This window comes from Pseudomonas sp. LBUM1640, from assembly GCF_059716225.1.
This window is the reverse complement of sequence record NZ_CP166816.1, coordinates 1,766,431-1,784,377: the sequence shown is the minus strand read 5'-3', so window position 1 is coordinate 1,784,377 and position 17,947 is coordinate 1,766,431. Positions and strand designations below refer to the sequence as shown.

17 protein-coding genes and 1 tRNA gene are annotated in these 17,947 nt (G+C 57.4%); 4 read left to right on the top strand and 14 right to left on the bottom strand.

Annotation, left to right across the window (positions count from 1 at the left end; genetic code table 11):
• Nucleotides 1-396: 396 nt before the first annotated feature.
• From ACA065_RS07995 to ACA065_RS07985, 3 genes are all read right to left on the bottom strand, one after another.
• Complete coding sequence (locus ACA065_RS07995) at nucleotides 397-1,002, bottom strand: hypothetical protein (RefSeq protein WP_497694044.1); 606 nt, start codon at nucleotides 1,000-1,002, stop codon at nucleotides 397-399.
• 124 nt (nucleotides 1,003-1,126) lie between these two features.
• A complete protein-coding gene (locus ACA065_RS07990; RefSeq protein WP_497694043.1) occupies nucleotides 1,127-1,684 on the bottom strand; it encodes a hypothetical protein in 558 nt (185 codons plus the stop codon).
• A 181-nt stretch (nucleotides 1,685-1,865) separates the two neighbouring features.
• Nucleotides 1,866-2,102 carry a hypothetical protein gene (locus tag ACA065_RS07985; RefSeq protein WP_497694042.1) on the bottom strand — a complete coding sequence of 79 codons (237 nt, stop codon included), beginning with the start codon at nucleotides 2,100-2,102 and terminating at the stop codon, nucleotides 1,866-1,868.
• Between the two features lie 834 nt (nucleotides 2,103-2,936).
• Between ACA065_RS07985 and ACA065_RS07980 the strand changes: the two genes are divergently transcribed.
• Entirely contained in the window at nucleotides 2,937-4,922 is a 1,986-nt protein-coding gene (locus tag ACA065_RS07980; protein WP_497694041.1) for a hypothetical protein, read from the top strand.
• Between the two features lie 1,011 nt (nucleotides 4,923-5,933).
• Here ACA065_RS07980 and ACA065_RS07975 read toward each other — a convergent pair.
• The 5 genes from ACA065_RS07975 to dapA form a co-directional block, all read right to left on the bottom strand.
• Nucleotides 5,934-6,023, bottom strand: a tRNA-Ser gene (locus ACA065_RS07975).
• 83 nt (nucleotides 6,024-6,106) lie between these two features.
• Nucleotides 6,107-6,820, bottom strand: a complete 714-nt coding sequence (gene purC / locus ACA065_RS07970) for a phosphoribosylaminoimidazolesuccinocarboxamide synthase (protein WP_497694040.1) — start codon at nucleotides 6,818-6,820, stop codon at nucleotides 6,107-6,109.
• A 27-nt stretch (nucleotides 6,821-6,847) separates the two neighbouring features.
• Nucleotides 6,848-7,606 (bottom strand): MBL fold metallo-hydrolase, encoded by a 759-nt coding sequence (locus ACA065_RS07965; protein WP_094952672.1) that lies wholly within the window; start codon nucleotides 7,604-7,606, stop codon nucleotides 6,848-6,850.
• Between the two features lie 4 nt (nucleotides 7,607-7,610).
• Entirely contained in the window at nucleotides 7,611-8,726 is a 1,116-nt protein-coding gene (gene bamC, locus ACA065_RS07960; RefSeq protein ID WP_497694039.1) for an NlpB/DapX family lipoprotein, read from the bottom strand.
• A gap of 17 nt (nucleotides 8,727-8,743) precedes the next feature.
• On the bottom strand, nucleotides 8,744-9,622 hold the full coding sequence (dapA, locus tag ACA065_RS07955) for a 4-hydroxy-tetrahydrodipicolinate synthase (RefSeq protein ID WP_497694038.1): 879 nt from the start codon (nucleotides 9,620-9,622) through the stop codon (nucleotides 8,744-8,746).
• Between the two features lie 273 nt (nucleotides 9,623-9,895).
• Here dapA and ACA065_RS07950 point away from each other — a divergent pair, with 273 nt between their 5' ends.
• Both ACA065_RS07950 and ACA065_RS07945 read left to right on the top strand, forming a co-directional pair.
• Nucleotides 9,896-10,456 (top strand): glycine cleavage system transcriptional repressor, encoded by a 561-nt coding sequence (locus ACA065_RS07950; RefSeq protein ID WP_003172487.1) that lies wholly within the window; start codon nucleotides 9,896-9,898, stop codon nucleotides 10,454-10,456.
• A gap of 10 nt (nucleotides 10,457-10,466) precedes the next feature.
• Nucleotides 10,467-10,940, top strand: coding sequence for a peroxiredoxin (locus tag ACA065_RS07945; RefSeq protein WP_497694037.1), 474 nt, complete (start codon nucleotides 10,467-10,469; stop codon nucleotides 10,938-10,940).
• A gap of 36 nt (nucleotides 10,941-10,976) precedes the next feature.
• Here the strand turns inward: ACA065_RS07945 and ACA065_RS07940 are convergent, their stop codons facing one another.
• Nucleotides 10,977-12,047 (bottom strand): AI-2E family transporter, encoded by a 1,071-nt coding sequence (locus ACA065_RS07940; RefSeq protein ID WP_083359648.1) that lies wholly within the window; start codon nucleotides 12,045-12,047, stop codon nucleotides 10,977-10,979.
• Between the two features lie 31 nt (nucleotides 12,048-12,078).
• Nucleotides 12,079-12,318: a sulfurtransferase TusA family protein gene (locus ACA065_RS07935; RefSeq protein WP_497694036.1), complete on the bottom strand. Its 240-nt coding sequence runs from the start codon at nucleotides 12,316-12,318 to the stop codon at nucleotides 12,079-12,081.
• 95 nt (nucleotides 12,319-12,413) lie between these two features.
• Between ACA065_RS07935 and ACA065_RS07930 the strand changes: the two genes are divergently transcribed.
• Nucleotides 12,414-13,847 carry a M48 family metallopeptidase gene (locus ACA065_RS07930; protein WP_497694035.1) on the top strand — a complete coding sequence of 478 codons (1,434 nt, stop codon included), beginning with the start codon at nucleotides 12,414-12,416 and terminating at the stop codon, nucleotides 13,845-13,847.
• Nucleotides 13,848-13,903: 56 nt separating this feature from the next.
• Here the strand turns inward: ACA065_RS07930 and ACA065_RS07925 are convergent, their stop codons facing one another.
• The 4 genes from ACA065_RS07925 to rpoE form a co-directional block, all read right to left on the bottom strand.
• The gene (locus tag ACA065_RS07925) at nucleotides 13,904-15,340 is read right to left on the bottom strand and encodes a DegQ family serine endoprotease (protein ID WP_497694034.1); all 1,437 of its coding nucleotides are present in this window, start codon (nucleotides 15,338-15,340) and stop codon (nucleotides 13,904-13,906) included.
• A 234-nt stretch (nucleotides 15,341-15,574) separates the two neighbouring features.
• On the bottom strand, nucleotides 15,575-16,534 hold the full coding sequence (locus ACA065_RS07920) for a MucB/RseB C-terminal domain-containing protein (protein WP_497694033.1): 960 nt from the start codon (nucleotides 16,532-16,534) through the stop codon (nucleotides 15,575-15,577).
• A gap of 16 nt (nucleotides 16,535-16,550) precedes the next feature.
• Entirely contained in the window at nucleotides 16,551-17,138 is a 588-nt protein-coding gene (locus ACA065_RS07915) for a sigma-E factor negative regulatory protein (protein WP_003172479.1), read from the bottom strand.
• Nucleotides 17,139-17,170: 32 nt separating this feature from the next.
• On the bottom strand, nucleotides 17,171-17,752 hold the full coding sequence (gene rpoE, locus ACA065_RS07910) for an RNA polymerase sigma factor RpoE/AlgU (RefSeq protein ID WP_003172477.1): 582 nt from the start codon (nucleotides 17,750-17,752) through the stop codon (nucleotides 17,171-17,173).
• Nucleotides 17,753-17,947: the final 195 nt, after the last annotated feature.

Here is a 17,947-nt window from a genome sequence, read left to right as displayed (position 1 = left end):
AGCTTTCTTCTCGCCGGGCATAAGCATTTGCACGGGAATAACGTCGACATCGACGACGTGGGCTTTAAACGGCGTGGGATAAAAAGTTCTTTGGCGCGTGTTGATACTGAGATAAAGACGATAGTGCCCACGTATTTTTAGGTGGGGAGCATCGCCTTCATTGCGGGGATCAGGTAGGTGACTTCGCCGGACGGTGACCTAGATGCAACCTATTTACACATCCTTTTTCGGAAGAACTTTCAACCCTCGGCTTTCAGGAAGCTTCCCAGATAGCCGAGTGAAACTAAAAATCTCAAAAGTTCGAGCCCCCCTAGGAGAAGCGTAACCGTCTGGCCAGCACCCTTTCCAGACCGCCCTCCAAACCAGCCAAGACAGTGGACTTCATCGACACTTCAGTTAGTAGTTGGTGAACCGGACGCTCTGCTGCAGCGCCGATCCGCCAGAATCTGGGGCGAGCAGATACCGCTCCGTCACACCTTCCCCGTCGGCCGTTTCTTCTGAGTCTATCTGCACTGAATAGCGCTTCCCGGACATCACCACCTTGCCAGTCATGTCTGTACGCGCATCCTCCGGCAGCAGAAGACCGCCCCATTCACCACTATCGTAATGGGCCCCGCTGAAGCCATGACTCGCAAGATCACCCACCTTTTTCAGTGCAAACACATACGACTTGAAGCTGGGTTCTTCATTCCAGTTGTATGTCATATCAAGCGCCCAAACCGAAGGCACCCTGTAGGAGCCACTGAGGCTAGCCTCCGACAAGGGCGGGCTTACGACTTCCACGCAGCACACCGCGCGCCATTGCCCCCTGTCCAGCACGGAGAAACGGGCGCCTAAGGCAGCCTGGTGGGGAAGTATTGCGAAAGCAGACTTGGAGCCGTTCAACAAAACCTCCGGGCGCAGGCCGAGATTGCGCCACCCTCCGATTCCAGGATCATCGGCAAAGGCTCCACCCGCCAAGGCAGAGAGGATCAAAACGAGAATCACCTGAACTGTTCGCATGTTATTGCCCTACCTGTTCTCGACCAATGCAGAGGATCCTTTTGCGGCTTTTCCCACGCATATGGCACCGCCCTCAAATGAAAAAAGTTCTTTCAGAAACGCGTCTGCATGTCTTCGATTCATCTCAATCCTGCGAACAGCCAATGTTGTATCCAATATCGCTGTAGTCGACTGGGGCCAGCTCACTCATCTTATCCATTTCATCGGAAGATAAATTCCCCAACCACAAAACCTGACAGCGATACAACAACCTTCCCTTCATTGCACCGTCTTCGGGATCATAGAACGCTATAAGCGTAGTGGTGCTGCATTGGTGCGCTTGGCACGCTCCATATAGCCATCGGTCGCCATCATGCATCTCGACACGCTGACCCGCAGGCTGGGGACCACTGAGCAGGCGTTCACGCAGGCGCGCATCGCCCAGGCCCGCAGCATCGGCCAGCATAGCGGTGAAGGCCTTGTCCACGCGCGCGTCGTACTGCGGGCAGTCCTTGCCGCAGACACGGCTGCCCACCAGGGTGAACAACTCGGTGGCCAGCGGGTTGTCTGCCGCGGTCGCGGCTGGGTTGCCCGCCGTTGTCTGGATTTCGACCGCAGACACGACTCCGCCGTTCGCGGCGGCCGGGCTGGCCTGGCACACGGCCAGCAACAGGGAGGAAAGAACTAACGACGCGAGTGACATCCTGCTCATGCTTATCCCTAGAAACCAGTGATACGTTGTTTTTTCAGATCCCCGCGTACCAAACCCTTCAATTCGGCCTGGTAGTTCGGACAGGCCGCGTGCACCACGCCGTCCGGCGCGGCCAGGCCCAGCAATCGGAGCTTGTATACCAAAAATGAGAAACACAGACAAGAAAGTAGGGTCACCGATCACAGTAAAAGAATATAGGGGCAGACGCCTCGACCTCCATAGAACTCTCCGGCCACTGATGCGGATTGGCCGCGTCGATGTCGGATTCCTTCGCAACATGCTCGAGCCACTCTGGCGCTCTGCTGCTCTTCAACATGAACCATCGGCAGGCAGCCAAAGACCCCAGCAACGGCATCAGCACAGTGCGATAGGGCAACACCACCTCACCGAGACTGATGATCACGATCATATAGGAGTTCTTCCAGGTGCCAGCCACTGAATAGGTGCACCTGAGCCGAGGTCGGCGCATCAACCACGTACTCGAGGCCTTCGTCCATACACCGACGAATGAACTCCCGGATCTCGCGGATCTTCTCAGCAGGCGTCATTCCACGGCACGGTGATCACACCGGCAGATCCAGCATCAGTGTGGACGTGCACGATTCGCGTACGGCGATTGACCGGATAAGATTCTGCCGGCGACGCAACCCTTCATAATCCGCCAAGGTCATGACCACGTTGCGCCCCCCCCCCGCTTGCCTTGTACTCGATACTTTCCAAGGTGGCCTACGTCTCTCTCAGTGTGGCGGTTTTCAGGACGCGCTCACCTTACGTGTTTCACGCTCACTGGTTTCAGACGCCATCATCAGACCAGGACGCAAATCGAATGGCTGTTTCTAAAGATTCGGTCGGTTCAACCGATGGTCATCGGCACTGGCCACGCCTTTCAGGCCTAGCTCAATCAGTTGCTGACAGGTATTCAACAGTGACTTCATACAAGCCTCCCCTCTTGGGCGGCGTAGTACGCCGCTCCCCGAATATTCCAATGCTCAGTGGCGGGCGTCGTAATCATTGGTGGACGCCGAAGATCCGAGCTATTTTATAAAATGGTGCGCAGCCGTTCGGAGCTGACAATCCCAAGCAAGTTCGCATACGCTCAGGCTGCCTACAGGCGTAAGGCATCTGCTACTTGCGCACATCCCGCTTGAGTGCGCTCACGGCCCCGAGCGTGATTGCACCGTCTCAGCGCAGGCATTTAGCGCACTCTTCACCAAGAAATCACCAACATGAAAAGGACTCAAAGATGATTTTGCGCACAGCTTGGTGGACCTCCAAGCTACTGCTCGGCGTCGCATGCGTAATGATGACAGTAGGCTTGGGAGTGGGAAGAGCAGTGGCGAGCACTCTCCCCCCTCAATCCACATCGGCCACCACTGAGTCGCCGAGCATCGATAGCGCTTCGGGTCTGAGACTTCTGTCCGGGCGCGATTATTTCAGTGGTCAGGCCTATCTGATTCCGCACCCTATCGACGAGGTGAAAGCTGCGCTTCTAAGCAATGAACAGGCAACCCAAGATCTCTACCAAAGCGAAGTCACCGCATACGCCCTCAATGACATGGAGTCGGACTGGGTGAAGGTGTACTACCACTTTCACCCTCAAATTTTTGCGCAAGGAAAAATTGAACGCCTACACACGTTAAAAATCGCAAAAGAGGCAGGAAATATCGCACCCCAGGAGGAGGAGCGATGGAAAGATGTCGTCCAGAGCATGTCGCCGGCTCAGTCCGAACGCGACGATAAACTGCTGAACGGCTTACCTAGCACTCGTTATACTTTTTCCAGAAGTCATTCCAGCAACAATCTCAAAATCGAAGAGCACGTGGTGCTGATGGACGTGTCAACGTTGGTTGGTCCCTCGCCACTCACCTTGCTCTGGTACGCCGCAGAGAAAACCTCGTGGCACCGGAAAAAATTCAAACTCTCTAGGTGTATGTCAGGCGTCACCTGCCTTCCCGACCCACACTGGGAAACAGAGCAGCAAAAGGTAGACTTCGTCAACGTCGGACGAACGGCACATCTAGAGAGCATCGCCCGCAGGTTTTCTGCGTACCCCAGCGCGCAAGTTCGCGAGTTGAAACTAGCCATGGACGACGAAGCGCCCCCTCGCCCAGCACCAGCACCAGCACCGCCTTCACGCCGATTGGCGGACGGTCCAGTAGTGACGGCTGATTGGTATGTCTTGCCTGGGATTGGCAGCACGATCCGCAAGGGGCCGATCCGATCTCTCTCGGGCGGGCACTTCTACTTTCCCATGGGCACCAAAAATGATGCAGGCAGCATTCTTTTGCTCAAGGGTGAGGCCATTGCCGTGCAGCCCGTGCGCGAAAGCCGAAACATTGGTGAGTCACAGGTGGATGCGCTGGGGCGCTTGTGGCTCATGCGAAATGAAATGCCCGACTGGTCCACCCAGACCTTGCACAGCTGCCCAAGGCAGATAAGTAATAGCGGCGAAGTGCAGGATACGGGAGTATGCATGCAAAGCACCTTACCGCCTCGTTGGCTGCTGCGGGCCGATGGTCGGTCGTATTTATACGCCGAGTCACACATGGCAACTCGTAACCAGTTCCCCGAACGGATGATGGACATGCGCTCAGGAAAAGCAATTGGCATGCAGGCATTCTGGAAGCGTAGGTCAGAAGTCATACAACGTGCATTCCAAGAAGGGCTTCCAAAGAACCCGAGTGAAGGTCCGGATCTAGGTGATGGCCTGTTCTGGTTCACCGACCACGGCTTGGTCGGCATCTCGCCGGAGACGGGTAAGGCAGAAAAAGGCTATCGACTTAGCGTGACGAACCCGGTTTTCGGAAGTTCAGCAGGCGACTGGGTGCTGGCGAAGGTAGCCAGGTCGGACAACTACACATATGCCTATCGAATTCAACGGCTCTCCAGCGGAGAACCGATTTTCGAACTCGTTTCGGAATTTGACGCATCCGCTCTTGCACGTACCGCTCACGGTAAGCTGCTGGCAATGAGTGTGAGTAACGCCCAAGTCGCCAACCAGGTGCTCGTCTGGGACCTGCATACCGGGAGCAACATCGCGCGTGTCCAGATACCTGAGGGCATGCAAGTCCGTTCAACTGCTTTCAACCGGGAAGGCACAGAACTTTGGATGCAGGTATCACAGCCTCGTAGCGACACCTCTGGCGTTCTGATCTGGCAGGTGCCAGCTTCAGTTCACGATGCAGCGAATGGCAACTCAACGCCCTATGAATCCCTGCTCGGGAGCTAACTCTTTTATCGGGTTTCACCGTCATGAGTTTTCAGGTTATCGATGCAGCTCGGCGGGGTGCCCAGGTGAGCTGTTCGATGCCTGTTCATGGTGAATGATGATTGCCTAGGGGCATCCGTTGTTTCGCGACCTGAAAATGAGAGGCTGCCTCATGGCCGGACTTACTTTATGGAAGAGCGAACCGTTGAAGCGAAAAATAGTCGGGGCACTCAACCGCCGGTCAAGTCTATGCAATCACGCAGATTACGGACGTACGACTCAATAAGCGGTTGCCAATATCATGGTTAACCCGGTGGCCAACCCTCTCTCTATCCGGTTGTGTGGTTTACTCGTCCAGAACGCCACACAGATACTTTAAGGCCATCTCGCCCCCTCCCAAGTTAAAGATACCTCACCCGCAGAAAACCATACGGTGAAGGCACCAGCATACAAGGCCTGTCAGGACCACTACAACGCCCGCCATGCTTGAGTAAGATCGGAGATGACTCATGGCGTTACCCGCCTCATCAAACCAATGGCGGGTTACGCCAAGATCAACTTGCCAACCCTGGACGGCCAGCGCCTAGAACTACTGACCACCCAAATTGCTGGACGACCACCACGACCATCGCTCTAGACTGGCGAGCAGCCAAATACTGGATGGCAGCTGGCATCCGCTGATAGGCGATCCAACGCCAGGATCCCCCATCACTTAACGCATCGAGCCGAAGGGAGAATCGATGCGCAGGCAGTCGACGGGACTGACGATAACAGGGCCTTCAGGTGAACAGTACAAACAATGTCCCTTAACTCCGACTGCACGCTCGTGTAGGCGCAAATGGCGCTGGATATGGGCGTTGAACTCACAAGCGGGCCATCGGCACTCCCCCCTCAAACACTGAAAGGGGAATGGACGAATGCGCTTATTAACAAACATTGCATTCCCATGAAAACGTAGCGGGGGAACAAATGGCGGAACAAAACCATTGCCCATAAAAAAGCCCCGTAAAACGGGGCTTTTTTAACTAATAATGGCGGAGAGATAGGGATTCGAACCCTAGGTACCGGTGAAGGTACAACGGATTTCGAATCCGTCCCATTCGGCCACTCTGGCATCTCTCCAACGGCGCGCATCATAACAGTGTGTTTCGCGGAAGCAAACCCCAAAAGCGATTTTTTTCCGTGCTATCAGATGCTTGCGTCGATTAAAGCGGTACGCCGAGACGATTGGCGACTTCTTCGTAGGCTTCGATGACGTCACCGAGGCCCTGGCGGAAGCGGTCTTTGTCCATCTTCTTCTTGGTGTCTTTGTCCCACAGGCGGCAGCCGTCCGGGCTGAACTCGTCGCCCAGGACGATGGAGCCGTCGTGGAACACGCCGAATTCCAGCTTGAAGTCGACCAGCAGCAGGCCGGCGTCGTCGAACAGCTTGGTCAGCACGTCGTTGACCTTGAGGGACAACTCCTTCATGCGCGCCAGTTGCTCTGCGGTGCCCCAGCCGAATGCCACAACGTGGGATTCATTGATGAACGGGTCGCCCTTGGCGTCGTCCTTCAGGAACAGCTCGAAGGTGTAAGGGTTGAGCTTGAGGCCCTCTTCCACGCCCAGGCGCTTGACCAGGCTGCCGGCGGCGTAGTTGCGCACGACGCATTCGACCGGAATCATGTCCAGCTTCTTCACCAGGCACTCGTTGTCGCCCAGCAGTGTGTCGAATTGGGTCGGAATGCCGGCCGCTTCGAGTTTCTGCATGATGAAGGCGTTGAACTTGTTGTTCACCATGCCTTTGCGATCAAGTTGTTCGATACGCTTGCCGTCGAACGCCGAGGTGTCGTTGCGAAACAGCAGGATCAGGCGGTTGGCGTCGTCGGTCTTGTATACCGACTTGGCTTTGCCGCGGTAGAGTTCTTCACGTTTTTCCATGATGGGCTCCGCTTTGAGTGAGGTGGGCTAGGCGATGTGTCGCCAGTCGAGCCCTGAATCTTGATCGGCCAGTTGCAGCCAGTCCGGGTCGCACCCGAGGGTGTCGACAAAACATTGCCGGGCAAGCGTCGGCAGGTTGTTCTTGCTGCTCAGGTGGGCCAGGACCAGGTGTTGCAGGTCTTGCCAGCCCAACTCATACACCAGGTACGCTGCCTGGTGGTTGTTCAAATGTCCCAGTTCGCCACCCACCCGCTGCTTGAGAAAGTACGGGTAGTGACCACGAGCCAGCAGGTCTCGACAGTGGTTGGACTCGATCATCAATGCATCGAGGTTGCGGTAACCGTCCAGCACCTTGGAGCAGTAGGAGCCCAGGTCGGTGAGCACGCCGAAACGCCGCTCACCGTCACTGAATACGTACTGCGTCGGCTCCTGGGCGTCGTGTGCCACGGCAATCACATCGATGCTCAACGCACCAATCTGCAGCTGCTCACCACCAGCCAGGAAACCTGCGGGTTCTATGGGTTTGCGCATCCCGCGCAGCGTGCCGCGACTCAAGTACACCGGAAGATTGTAGCGCCGAGACAGCAAACCCACGCCATGCACGTGGTCGGCATGTTCGTGGGTCACTAGAATCGCGCTCAGCTGCGTGGGGTGAACCCCCAGGCGCAGCAGGCGCCGTTCGGTTTCTTTTAACGAGAAACCACAATCCACCAGCACGTACGTGTCGTCGTGGGCGACCAGCGTGCCGTTCCCTTGGCTACCGCTGCCGAGAACGGCAAAACGCATCGGATCAGCCCAGGTTGTCCTGAATCACGCCCAACACTTTGCGCGCTGTTTCAGCGGGCGCAACGGTGTTGATGTTTTTCTCGACGGTGACTTGTACGCTTTCGCCCACCTTGCTCAAACGAACCTGGTAACGCTCGGCACGGGTTTCGATCTCTTCCTTGGTCGGCTTGCTGCCGAACAATTTGCCGAAGAAACCTGGCTCGTCGTCTTTTTTCTCGGCCTTTTCAGCCACGTTGATGTAGTACAGGCCCAGGCTACGGTTGATGTCTTCAACGCGCCAAGGACCTTGCTCCAACGCGCGACCAACACTGGCCCAGGCACGGTCGAGGTCTTCACCCAGGTTCAGCACCACGTTACCGCTGCCGTCTTCGGTGAGGCTGACGCGGTTAGGCGTGTCGTAATCACGAGCGGCAAGCAGGGAAACCGAACCGCCCTTCTCGGAGATACGGCTCATGCTGGCGAGCATCTCGTCGACCAGCGCGGCGTCAACGCCCATGTTGACCGAACGCGGGGTGAAGTCGACATTGGCAGTGCTGCCAGCAGGACGCTCGGCGCTGACCACGTAAACTTCACTGGTATTGCGCTGCACGCCTGGCTCGATGCGCACACGCACACGGGCTTCGCTGTCAGCAGCTACGCCACCGGCCTGCAGGCGCTGGGCCATGTTGGCGGACAGTTCGCTGCTGCGCTGCCATGCAGTGGTGAACTCACCGGTCTGCGGGCGTTGCTGGTCAATGCGGAAACCGTTGTCCTGGAAGAACTGCACCGCCACCGGCCACACTTCGGCAGGTGGGCGTTGGGCGACGATCCAGCGGTTGTCGCCGCTCTTCTGCAGGCTGTAGTCACTGGCGTCCGCCACGGCCGAGATCGGCTGTGGACGCGGCACCACGTACTCACCCTTGGTGGTGTCGTCGGCAACGTTGCGCGGAATAGGCAGCAACGGGTCAAGGCGCTTGGCGACATTGACGTCCGGCGGCAACTGCATCGGTTTGGTTGCTTGTGCTTCCAGGTAATCGCTGCCGCGGTCACGGAAGTAGCCTTCCGGGCCCCAAATCCAACCGCAGCCACTGGTGCTGGAGATAATCAAGGCAAGTGCGGAAAGTCCGGCCAATCGCTTCATGCGTAGTGCTTCCTCAATTAAACCAGGACGCCGGACTGGCGCAGGGCCTGTCGCAGCGGTTCGTGACAGGCTTCGCTGAGCCGGGTGAGCGGCAGACGGATACCGTCCGGCATCAAGCCCATCTCAAACAGCGCCCATTTCACGGGGATAGGGTTGGATTCAATAAACAGTGTCTTGTTGAGCGGCATCAGCTTCTCGTGGATCGCACGGGCAGTTACCGCGTCGCCTTTGATGGCGGCGGCGCACATGTCGCTCATGGCGCGCGGTGCGACGTTGGCGGTCACGGAGATGTTGCCCTTGCCACCCAGCAGGATCAGCTCGACAGCCGTGGCGTCGTCACCGGAATACACCAGGAAGTCACTGCTAACGCCGGCCAGGATATCCTTGGCGCGTTGCAGGTCGCCGGTGGCTTCTTTAATGCCGATGATGTTCGGCACGGTGGACAGGCGGATCACGGTCTCGGCCTTCATGTCGCAGGCAGTGCGGCCGGGTACGTTGTAGAGGATCTGCGGGATATCAACGGCTTCGGCAATGGTGCGAAAGTGCTGGTACAGGCCTTCCTGGGTCGGCTTGTTGTAGTACGGGGTCACCAGCAGGCAGGCATCGGCGCCGGCTTTCTTGGCGTTTTTGGTCAATTCGATCGCTTCACGCGTCGAGTTGGCGCCCGTACCGGCGATCACGGCGATACGGCCCGCGACGCGCTTGACCACAAATTCGATCACCTGGATGTGTTCTTCCACATCCAGCGTGGCCGATTCACCTGTGGTGCCGACCGCCACGATGGCGTTGGTGCCCTCTTGCAGGTGGAAGTCCACCAGTTTGCCCAGGCTATCCCAGTCGAGATGACCTTGTGCATCCATGGGTGTGACCAGTGCCACCATACTGCCCGCAATCATGCAACCGCTCCTGCCGGAAAAAGAGAGCCGTAATGGTACTGGCGCCAAGATGCTTGTACAAGCGAAGTACCGCCTGAGGATGCGTTCTGGGCCAACTAAACGACGGGCAATGCCATCATTGGGCCAAAGCGCACCTTGAAGCACGCTGAAATCAGACCGATCACGCAATGAAAACGCCACCTCCTATCCCTTGGCGACGGTTTTCGCTACCCTTCATCCTTTGATCGATACAGCCCTCACCGTATCGACCGCTCATCGTTTTAGGAAGGCTGCATGTCCACCCCCACAGTTCGCGAACAATTCCTTGTTATCAGTGCCCTCGGCGCCAACCCCATGGAGCTGACCAACGTCCTGTGCCGCGCCAGCCATGAAAACCGTTGCGCTGTCGTGACGTCCCGCCTCACGCGCCATGGCGAGTGCAGTGCACTGGTTTTGCAGATTTCCGGCACCTGGGACGCCCTCGCCCGCCTCGAAACCGGCTTGCCGGGCTTGGCCAAGAAGCACGACTTCACCGTCAACGTAGTACGCAGCGCCGCGCTGGAGAACCGTCCACAGGCGCTGCCTTATGTGGCGTATGTCAGCTCGGCCTACCGCTCGGACATCGTCAACGAGCTGTGCCAGTTCTTTATCGACCACAACGTCGAGCTGGAAAACCTGACCTGCGACACTTACCAGGCGCCACAAACCGGCGGCACCATGCTCAATGCCACGTTCACCGTGACCTTGCCGGCCGGTGTGCAGATCAGTTGGCTGCGTGACCAGTTCCTGGATTTCGCCGATGCCCTGAACCTCGACGCCTTGATCGAGCCATGGCGCCCACAGAACCCCATGTAAGGAAGTACTTATGCCGGTAGCCATCGACAAACCCGTGGCCGATTTCGAAGCCCAGGCCACCAGCGGCCAGACCTTCAGCCTTGCCGCCCTTAAGGGCAAGCAAGTGGTGATCTATTTCTATCCGAAAGACAGCACGCCGGGCTGCACCACTGAAGGCCAAGGGTTTCGCGATCAGTACGCGGCGTTCAAGACCGCCAACACCGAGGTGTTCGGCGTGTCGCGCGACAGCGTTAAGTCCCACGAAAACTTCAAGGGCAAGCAGGAATTTCCCTTTGAGCTGATCAGCGACAAGGACGAAGCCGTTTGCCAGCTGTTTGATGTGATCAAGCTGAAGAAGCTTTACGGCAAGGAATACTTGGGCGTGGATCGCAGCACCTTTTTGATCGACAAGGATGGCGTGCTGCGTCAGGAATGGCGTGGTGTGAAAGTGCCGGGCCATGTGGATGCCGTGTTGGCGGCGGCGCAGGCGTTGAACAAGGCTTGAAGCGTTAGGGCGAACACTGGGTGTTCGCCCCAATCGTTACAATAAAGGCGCAACTACCGGCTCTTGTCGTGGCCAAGCATCCAGTACGGCCTTGAACAGTGTCGCCAGGGGAATCGCAAAGAACACGCCCCAAAATCCCCATAACCCACCAAACAACAGCACGGCGCAGATGATCGCCACCGGGTGCAGGTTGACGGCCTCCGAGAACAGCAGGGGCACCAGCACGTTGCCATCCAATGTCTGGATAATGCCGTACACCGCCATCAGGTAGATGAACTGGTCACTCCAGCCCCACTGGAACAACGCGATCAACATCACCGGCACCGTCACCACTACCGCACCGACATACGGCACCACCACCGACACGCCCACCAGCAACGCCAGCAATGCCGCGTAGTTCAGCCCGAGCGCGACGAAAGCGATGTAGGTAACGCCCCCGCAGATAACGATCTCAATGACTTTGCCACGGATGTAATTGGCGATCTGCCGGTTCATCTCCTCGGCCACACGCGTGATCAGCGCCCGTTCACGCGGCAGGTAACCGCTTACCCAGCGGCCGATCATCGCGCGGTCCTTGAGGAAAAAGAACACCAGGATCGGCACCAGCACCAGGTAGATCATGATATTGACCAGCAACGGCAGGCTGGACAGGGAAAAGGTCAACGCCCATTGCCCGAACTTTCCGATCTCGCCGCGTGCCACTTCTATCGCCTGCAGCACCTGCTCGTCCGAGACCAGATGCGGGTAGCGTTCGGGCAACAACAGCAACAGCGACTGCCACTTGGCGAGCATACCCGGCAGCTCATTGAACAGCGTGATCAGTTGATGCCACAGCAATGGCAACACCACCACGATGAACACCACCAACAGCCCCATGAACAAGGCAAACACCAAGCCCACCGCCACTGCGCCCGGCAAGCGCAAACGCTCCAGCGTGGTGACCAGCCCCTGCATCAGGTACGCCAGCACCATCCCCGCCAACACGGGTGCCAACATGCCGCCCAAGGTGAGCACAGCGGTAAAGGCCAGGAACAGCAGGACCGCCAGCACCACAGCTTCTTCATCGGAGAAGTAGCGCTGAATCCAGTCTCGTAACACTTTGAACATCAATCAACCTCGGGTGGTGGGGGCAAACGGTTCAGGACTTGCGCAACCAATAGCGGTATACACCGGCGGCGTCTTCTTCATGCAATAAAGTGTGGCCAGCCAGCTTGGCAAACGTGCGGAAATCACGCTGGGAGCCCGCGTCCGTGGCGATTACCTTAAGTACTGCCCCGCTGGCCAGTCGATTGAGTTCCAGCTTGGCCTTGAGTAACGGCAACGGGCAATTGAGGCCGCTGGCATCGAGTTCGGCATCAAAGGCTACAGCGTCGGTCATGGTTTTACTCCGGGCAAGCGTTTGGGGTGCTTAGAATATCTGGTCCGAAGCTCAGTGTCCGGCTACAGTAAGCTCTTTGTCGAAAGGCTCTGTGCATGACTTTTTTGCGCCCTACCCTGCTGACGCTGGCTTGCCTGCTGGCCTCTCCGGCCTTCGCTGACGACCTGCCGTCACTCGGCGACGCCAGTTCTGCCATTGTCTCGCCACAACAGGAATACCAACTGGGCCGTGCATGGCTGGCCTACTTGCGCGGCCAGGTCTCACAACTCAATGACCCGCAGCTCAAGGATTACGTCGAAACCAGCGTGTACAAGCTGGTGGAGACCAGCCAGGTCAATGACCGGCGCCTGGAGTTCATCCTGATCAACAGCCCCCAGCTCAACGCCTTTGCCGCCCCTGGCGGGATTGTCGGGGTCAATGGCGGGCTGTTCCTCAACGCCCAGACCGAAGGCGAATATGCCTCGGTGCTCGCCCACGAATTGGCGCACTTGTCCCAACGCCACTTTGCCCGTGGTGTGGAGGCGCAGTCGCGCATGCAAATCCCGATGATGGCCGCTCTGCTCGGCGGCATTATCGCCGCAGCAGCGGGTGCGGGTGACGCCGGTATTGCCGCGATTGCCGGCAGCCAGGCGGCCGCAATCCAGGAACAACGTCGGTTCTCCCGCCAGAACGAACAGGAGGCTGACCGTATTGGCATCCTCAATCTGGAAAAAGCCGGGTACGACCCGCGCTCCATGCCGACCATGTTCGAACGCCTGATGCGCCAATACCGTTTCGACGCCAAGCCGCCGGAGTTTCTGTTGACTCACCCGGTGACCGAGTCACGGATCGCTGATACCCGCAACCGCGCCGAGCAAGCCAAACCCGGCGGCAAAGAAGACAGCCTGCGCTACCAGTTGATTCGCGCACGCGTGCAGTTGCAATACGAAGACACCCCGGGCCTGGCCGCCAAGCGCTTCCAGGCGCAGCTGGACGAGAACCCGAAAAACGATGTGGCGCGCTATGGCCTGGCCATCGCCCAGATCAAGGGCACTCAACTCAAGGAAGCGCGAGAAACCCTGGCGCCGCTGCTGGCCAAAGCACCCAACGACATCACTTACAACTTGGCGCAGATCGAACTGGACATCACCAACAACCGCTTGCCCGATGCACAGCAACGCACTGACCGCATGCTCACCCAATACCCCGGCAATTACCCGCTGAATCAGGTACGGGTAGACCTGCTGCTCAAACAGAATCGCACCGCCGATGCGGAGAAGGCTTTGGATGCATTGCTCAAATCCCGTCCGGATGATCCGGACGTCTGGTATCAGGTCGCCGAGACACGCGGGCTGTCCGGCAACATCATCGGGTTGCATCAAGCCCGCGCCGAGTACTTTGCATTGGTGGGCGACTTCCAGCAGGCCATTCAACAACTGGACTTTGCCAAGCGCCGCGCTGGCAACAACTTCCCGCTGTCCTCGCGTATCGACGCACGCCAGCGTGAGCTGATCGAACAGGAACGCTTGGTAAAAGGGATGATGAGCTAAATCCATCGCCCACAAAAAAGCCCCGCTTTCGCGGGGCTTTTTATTGTTCTAGCGGATTACTCGGCCAGCTTGAAGGTGATGAAGCTTGCACGTCCTTGACGCAACACGCGCATCGATACCGAACGATTCTTCGGCAACGCCTTGGCGATGTCGGTGAACTGCTTGGTGCTGTCGATTGCCTGATTGTTCAGGTGGGTGATGACGTCACCTGGCTGTAGGCCAATCAGAGAGGCAGGGCCGTCCTGCACTTCCTTAATCACGACGCCACTTTTAAGATCGAAGCTCTTCTTCTGTTCATCAGTCAACTCGGCCACGGCGATGCCCAGACGATTGCTGCTGCGCTCGGCACCCGGCTTGGCGTTGCCCAGAGCATCCAAGGTGGCGCCCTCTTCAGGAATTGCGCCTACGGTCAGCTCAACGTTCTGGCGCTTGCCTTCACGAATCACTTCCAGCTTGGCTTTGCTGCCTGCCTTGAGTGCGCCCACCAGGTGTGGCAGGTCAGCCGACATGATGATCGGCTGGCCATTCATGCTCAGGATCACGTCACCTACTTGCAGGCCACCTTTAGCGGCCGGGCCGTCGTCCTGGATCTGCGCAACCAGTGCACCGGCTGGCTTATCAAGACCGAAGGACTCAGCCAAATCCTTGTTCACTTCCTGGATTACTACACCCAACCAGCCACGGCTGACCTTGCCACCGCTTTTAAGCTGGTTGGAAACGTCCATGGCCACGTCAATCGGGATGGCGAAGGAGACGCCCATGAAGCCACCGGAACGGGTATAGATCTGCGAGTTGATACCGACCACTTCGCCCGCCAGGTTGAACAACGGACCACCGGAGTTACCCGGATTGATCGGCACGTCGGTCTGGATGAACGGCACATAGTTTTCGTTTGGCAGGCTGCGGCCGATGGCGCTGACAATGCCTTGGGTGACGGTATGGTCGAAGCCGAACGGCGAACCGATCGCCACTACCCACTGCCCGGCTTTCAGGTCCTGGGATTTACCCAGTTTCAATACCGGCAGATCTTTGCCTTCGATTTTCAGCAAGGCCACGTCGGAACGCGGGTCGGTGCCGACGAGCTTGGCTTTCAACTCACTGCGATCAGCCAGGCGCACGAGGATCTCGTCAGCGTCGGCAATGACGTGGTTGTTGGTGAGGATGTAGCCATCGGGAGAAATGATGAAACCCGAGCCCAGGGACTGCGCTTCACGCTGCCCACCGCCGCCACGAGGGGAGCGCTGTTGTGGCATGCCGCGCTCGAAGAACTCGCGCAGCATCGGCGGCAAGCCTTCCAGGTCCGGCATCTGCTGGTTCGAGACTTTGCGATCCGGCAGTTTCTGCGTGGTACTGATGTTCACCACGGCCGGTGAGGCCTGCTCCACCAGTTGGGTGAAGTCAGGCAGCTCGGCCGCTTGCGCGGACACGGCCTGACCCAGCACCAGTACCGTGGCGACTATGGATAGGTAAGACTTCAAACGTGGTATCGACATACAGCTCCCGTTACGACGAGCAGGGTTGAGCGACAGGGTTCAAGAAACGCCGAAAACTGCGACCGACATCTTTGTTCCGCGAACAAAACAAGGCCAGAGCCGACAAGCCCTGACCTATAAAAAACATGGGGATTTTTTGCAAGTGAAAATACTGATCCAGACATTTCATGTTCTCAGCACCCGACCAGGCACAAGCGCAGATTGAAAGGTCAGGATGAACATAGGATTAACAGCTCACGGCTTGGCGGCTGTCTTTTCCCCGCGCACCGAGAGCGCGATGCGCTCGGCGGTGCCGATGGGGATTTCGCCGACAACCGTCACCATGACTTCGCCATCAACCGTGTTCAAGCGGCGCGAAACAGCAACCGTTGGGCCTAGCTGGGTGCGGGTCTCACTCACACTTGCACCATCGGTTGACTCAAGGAACACCGAAAAACGCGCTAGCCCGTCTTCATACATCAGGCTGTCGACGGTGGCTTTGGTCTGGGTGTCTTTGCGTGCAGTACTGTTGGTGAGCTGGAAACCGGGAGGCAGCCAATCCAGATGCCAATCTCGAGTCGCAGTCACGTCAGGCGCTTTGCTCTTCGAAACGGCGACAGGCGTACATTCACTACTAGGCTGTAAGTCGTGATCGGAGGGCGCTGGCGAAGTACTCAGTCGAGTGAACTGAAAACGCTCCAACAGCTGGCCCTGGTCATTGAGCAACAAGGATTTGAGCGGCAGCGCGGTCTCACGATCCAGGTGCAACTCGAAGCCATATCGATATTGATCTCGCGGCGTAACCGACACAATCACCGCTTTACGACCGGCCACGCGCGACTTGCCGATGACGGCCAGTTGGTAGAATTGAGTGAGTTTTTGCGGATCCAGTGCGCGCGAAGGCGCATCAGGGGAATTACCAAGACCAGCTACCAAAGTGCCACTTACACATTGCGTCCGGCCATCTACGCGCACAACTTCCTGAGCCGAGCCATCGAGCTGTAAAAGCCGCTCTCGGACTTGACCCTCCTGGACGCGGTGCCAGATATCATGGGTGGAAAAACTGCCGTTACGTTCGTAGACGAACGTACCTTGAAAGCTTTGCTGCTGCTCTGCACGCCCAAGTCGAGTCAGCCAGTCTTGGGCCTCGTCGGCATGGGCGGGTAGTGCAAAACAACCACTGAGCACAAGCGTAAGGAGCGGTATGGCGCGCATAGGGCCCCTTAGCGGTTTAGCGGTTTTCCAGACTTGCTGCACGAGCGTATGGCAGAGCGCTTTCAGTGCCTTTCAAAGCCGATTCCTGTGCGTGTTGACGCAGGTAGCCAGGAAGACGCTGATCCTGCCAGCCGGATTGCCCTTGAAGTACACCATTAGCCATAGGGCCAGTCGTGTCAGAGCTTTCCTTATAGCCGGCCAGTACGGCTGGGCCTTTGACTTGCGGACCGGCCATTACCGGTTGCTGAGTCTGTTGAGCCAGTTCGGCACCGGCGATTTCGTCCTGGTTGTACAGGCGAACACCGGCCAGCACAGCAACAGTCACCGAAGCAGCTACTGCCAAACGACCCAGGCTACGCCATGGACCACGAGCAGCTTTTGCCGGAACGGCTTCATCAGCCAGCGCAGCAGAAACGGCCGCAGCAATATCCAGACGAGGGATTAGAAGATCCTTGTGCATCACCGCCCGAGCGACTTGGTAACGAGACCAGGTATCACGGGTTTCGGCATCATCAAATGCGTTAAGCACTCGACGAAGTTCCAGTTCATCCGCTTCGTTATCCATCACTGCGGACAGCGATTCCTGCAGGGCATCACGACTCATGGCGGTTCCTCTCTTGGCTGTCGCCGCTGTCTTTAGTTTTCCTGCAACAACGGTTGCAAGGCTTTATCGATGGCTTCCCGGGCCCGGAAAATCCGTGACCTTACAGTCCCCACCGGACACTGCATGACACTCGCAATGTCTTCGTAACTCAGACCATCGAATTCACGTAAAGTTAACGCCGTACGTAAATCTTCTGGCAGTTGCTGAATTGTGCGATGAACGGTTCCTTCGATCTCGTCGCGCAGCAATGCACGCTCCGGCGACTCGAGATCTTTGAGGCCGTGATCACCATCGTAAAATTCTGCATCTTCCGAACTCACATCACTATCGGGTGGGCGGCGTCCGCGAGACACCAGATAGTTCTTCGCCGTGTTGATGGCGATACGGTACAGCCACGTGTAAAACGCACTATCACCGCGAAAATTGCCCAGTGCACGGTATGCCTTGATAAAGGCTTCTTGTGCAACGTCCTGCGCTTCATGGGTGTCGTGCACAAAACGCACGATCAACCCGAGAATTTTGTGCTGGTATTTCAGCACTAGCAGATCAAATGCTCGCTTGTCGCCGCGTTGAACGCGCTCGACCAGCTGCTGATCCTCTTCCTGGGTTAGCATGAACACTCCTCGTTGTACTTGAAGGAGGCTTGCATAACTAAACGATCAGGCTTGCAAACATAGACTAGGACTTTTCGCAAAAGTTCTCCCCCTCCAAGCAAGTTTCCGGCGCGCACTGATTTGGCACACACGAAAAACGCAGCACGGGCAATGCCGGCTGCGCGAATAATCTTGTCGCCGGTTTTCTGACGCGTC

Excerpts from the sequence above, each read along its gene's own strand:
- ACA065_RS07965 (WP_094952672.1), bottom strand. The coding sequence starts at position 7,606 with ATGCGTTTTGCCGTTCTCGGCAGCGGTAGCCAAGGGAACGGCACGCTG.
- rpoE (WP_003172477.1), bottom strand. The coding sequence starts at position 17,752 with ATGCTAACCCAGGAAGAGGATCAGCAGCTGGTCGAGCGCGTTCAACGC.
- bamC (WP_497694039.1), bottom strand. The coding sequence starts at position 8,726 with ATGAAGCGATTGGCCGGACTTTCCGCACTTGCCTTGATTATCTCCAGC.
- ACA065_RS07925 (WP_497694034.1), bottom strand. The coding sequence starts at position 15,340 with ATGTCGATACCACGTTTGAAGTCTTACCTATCCATAGTCGCCACGGTA.
- ACA065_RS07935 (WP_497694036.1), bottom strand. The coding sequence starts at position 12,318 with ATGACCGACGCTGTAGCCTTTGATGCCGAACTCGATGCCAGCGGCCTC.
- ACA065_RS07930 (WP_497694035.1), top strand. The coding sequence starts at position 12,414 with ATGACTTTTTTGCGCCCTACCCTGCTGACGCTGGCTTGCCTGCTGGCC.
- dapA (WP_497694038.1), bottom strand. The coding sequence starts at position 9,622 with ATGATTGCGGGCAGTATGGTGGCACTGGTCACACCCATGGATGCACAA.
- ACA065_RS07940 (WP_083359648.1), bottom strand. The coding sequence starts at position 12,047 with ATGTTCAAAGTGTTACGAGACTGGATTCAGCGCTACTTCTCCGATGAA.
- ACA065_RS07985 (WP_497694042.1), bottom strand. The coding sequence starts at position 2,102 with ATGATCGTGATCATCAGTCTCGGTGAGGTGGTGTTGCCCTATCGCACT.
- ACA065_RS07990 (WP_497694043.1), bottom strand. The coding sequence starts at position 1,684 with ATGTCACTCGCGTCGTTAGTTCTTTCCTCCCTGTTGCTGGCCGTGTGC.
- ACA065_RS07915 (WP_003172479.1), bottom strand. The coding sequence starts at position 17,138 with ATGAGTCGTGATGCCCTGCAGGAATCGCTGTCCGCAGTGATGGATAAC.
- ACA065_RS07945 (WP_497694037.1), top strand. The coding sequence starts at position 10,467 with ATGCCGGTAGCCATCGACAAACCCGTGGCCGATTTCGAAGCCCAGGCC.
- ACA065_RS07980 (WP_497694041.1), top strand. The coding sequence starts at position 2,937 with ATGATTTTGCGCACAGCTTGGTGGACCTCCAAGCTACTGCTCGGCGTC.
- ACA065_RS07950 (WP_003172487.1), top strand. The coding sequence starts at position 9,896 with ATGTCCACCCCCACAGTTCGCGAACAATTCCTTGTTATCAGTGCCCTC.
- ACA065_RS07920 (WP_497694033.1), bottom strand. The coding sequence starts at position 16,534 with ATGCGCGCCATACCGCTCCTTACGCTTGTGCTCAGTGGTTGTTTTGCA.
- ACA065_RS07995 (WP_497694044.1), bottom strand. The coding sequence starts at position 1,002 with ATGCGAACAGTTCAGGTGATTCTCGTTTTGATCCTCTCTGCCTTGGCG.
- purC (WP_497694040.1), bottom strand. The coding sequence starts at position 6,820 with ATGGAAAAACGTGAAGAACTCTACCGCGGCAAAGCCAAGTCGGTATAC.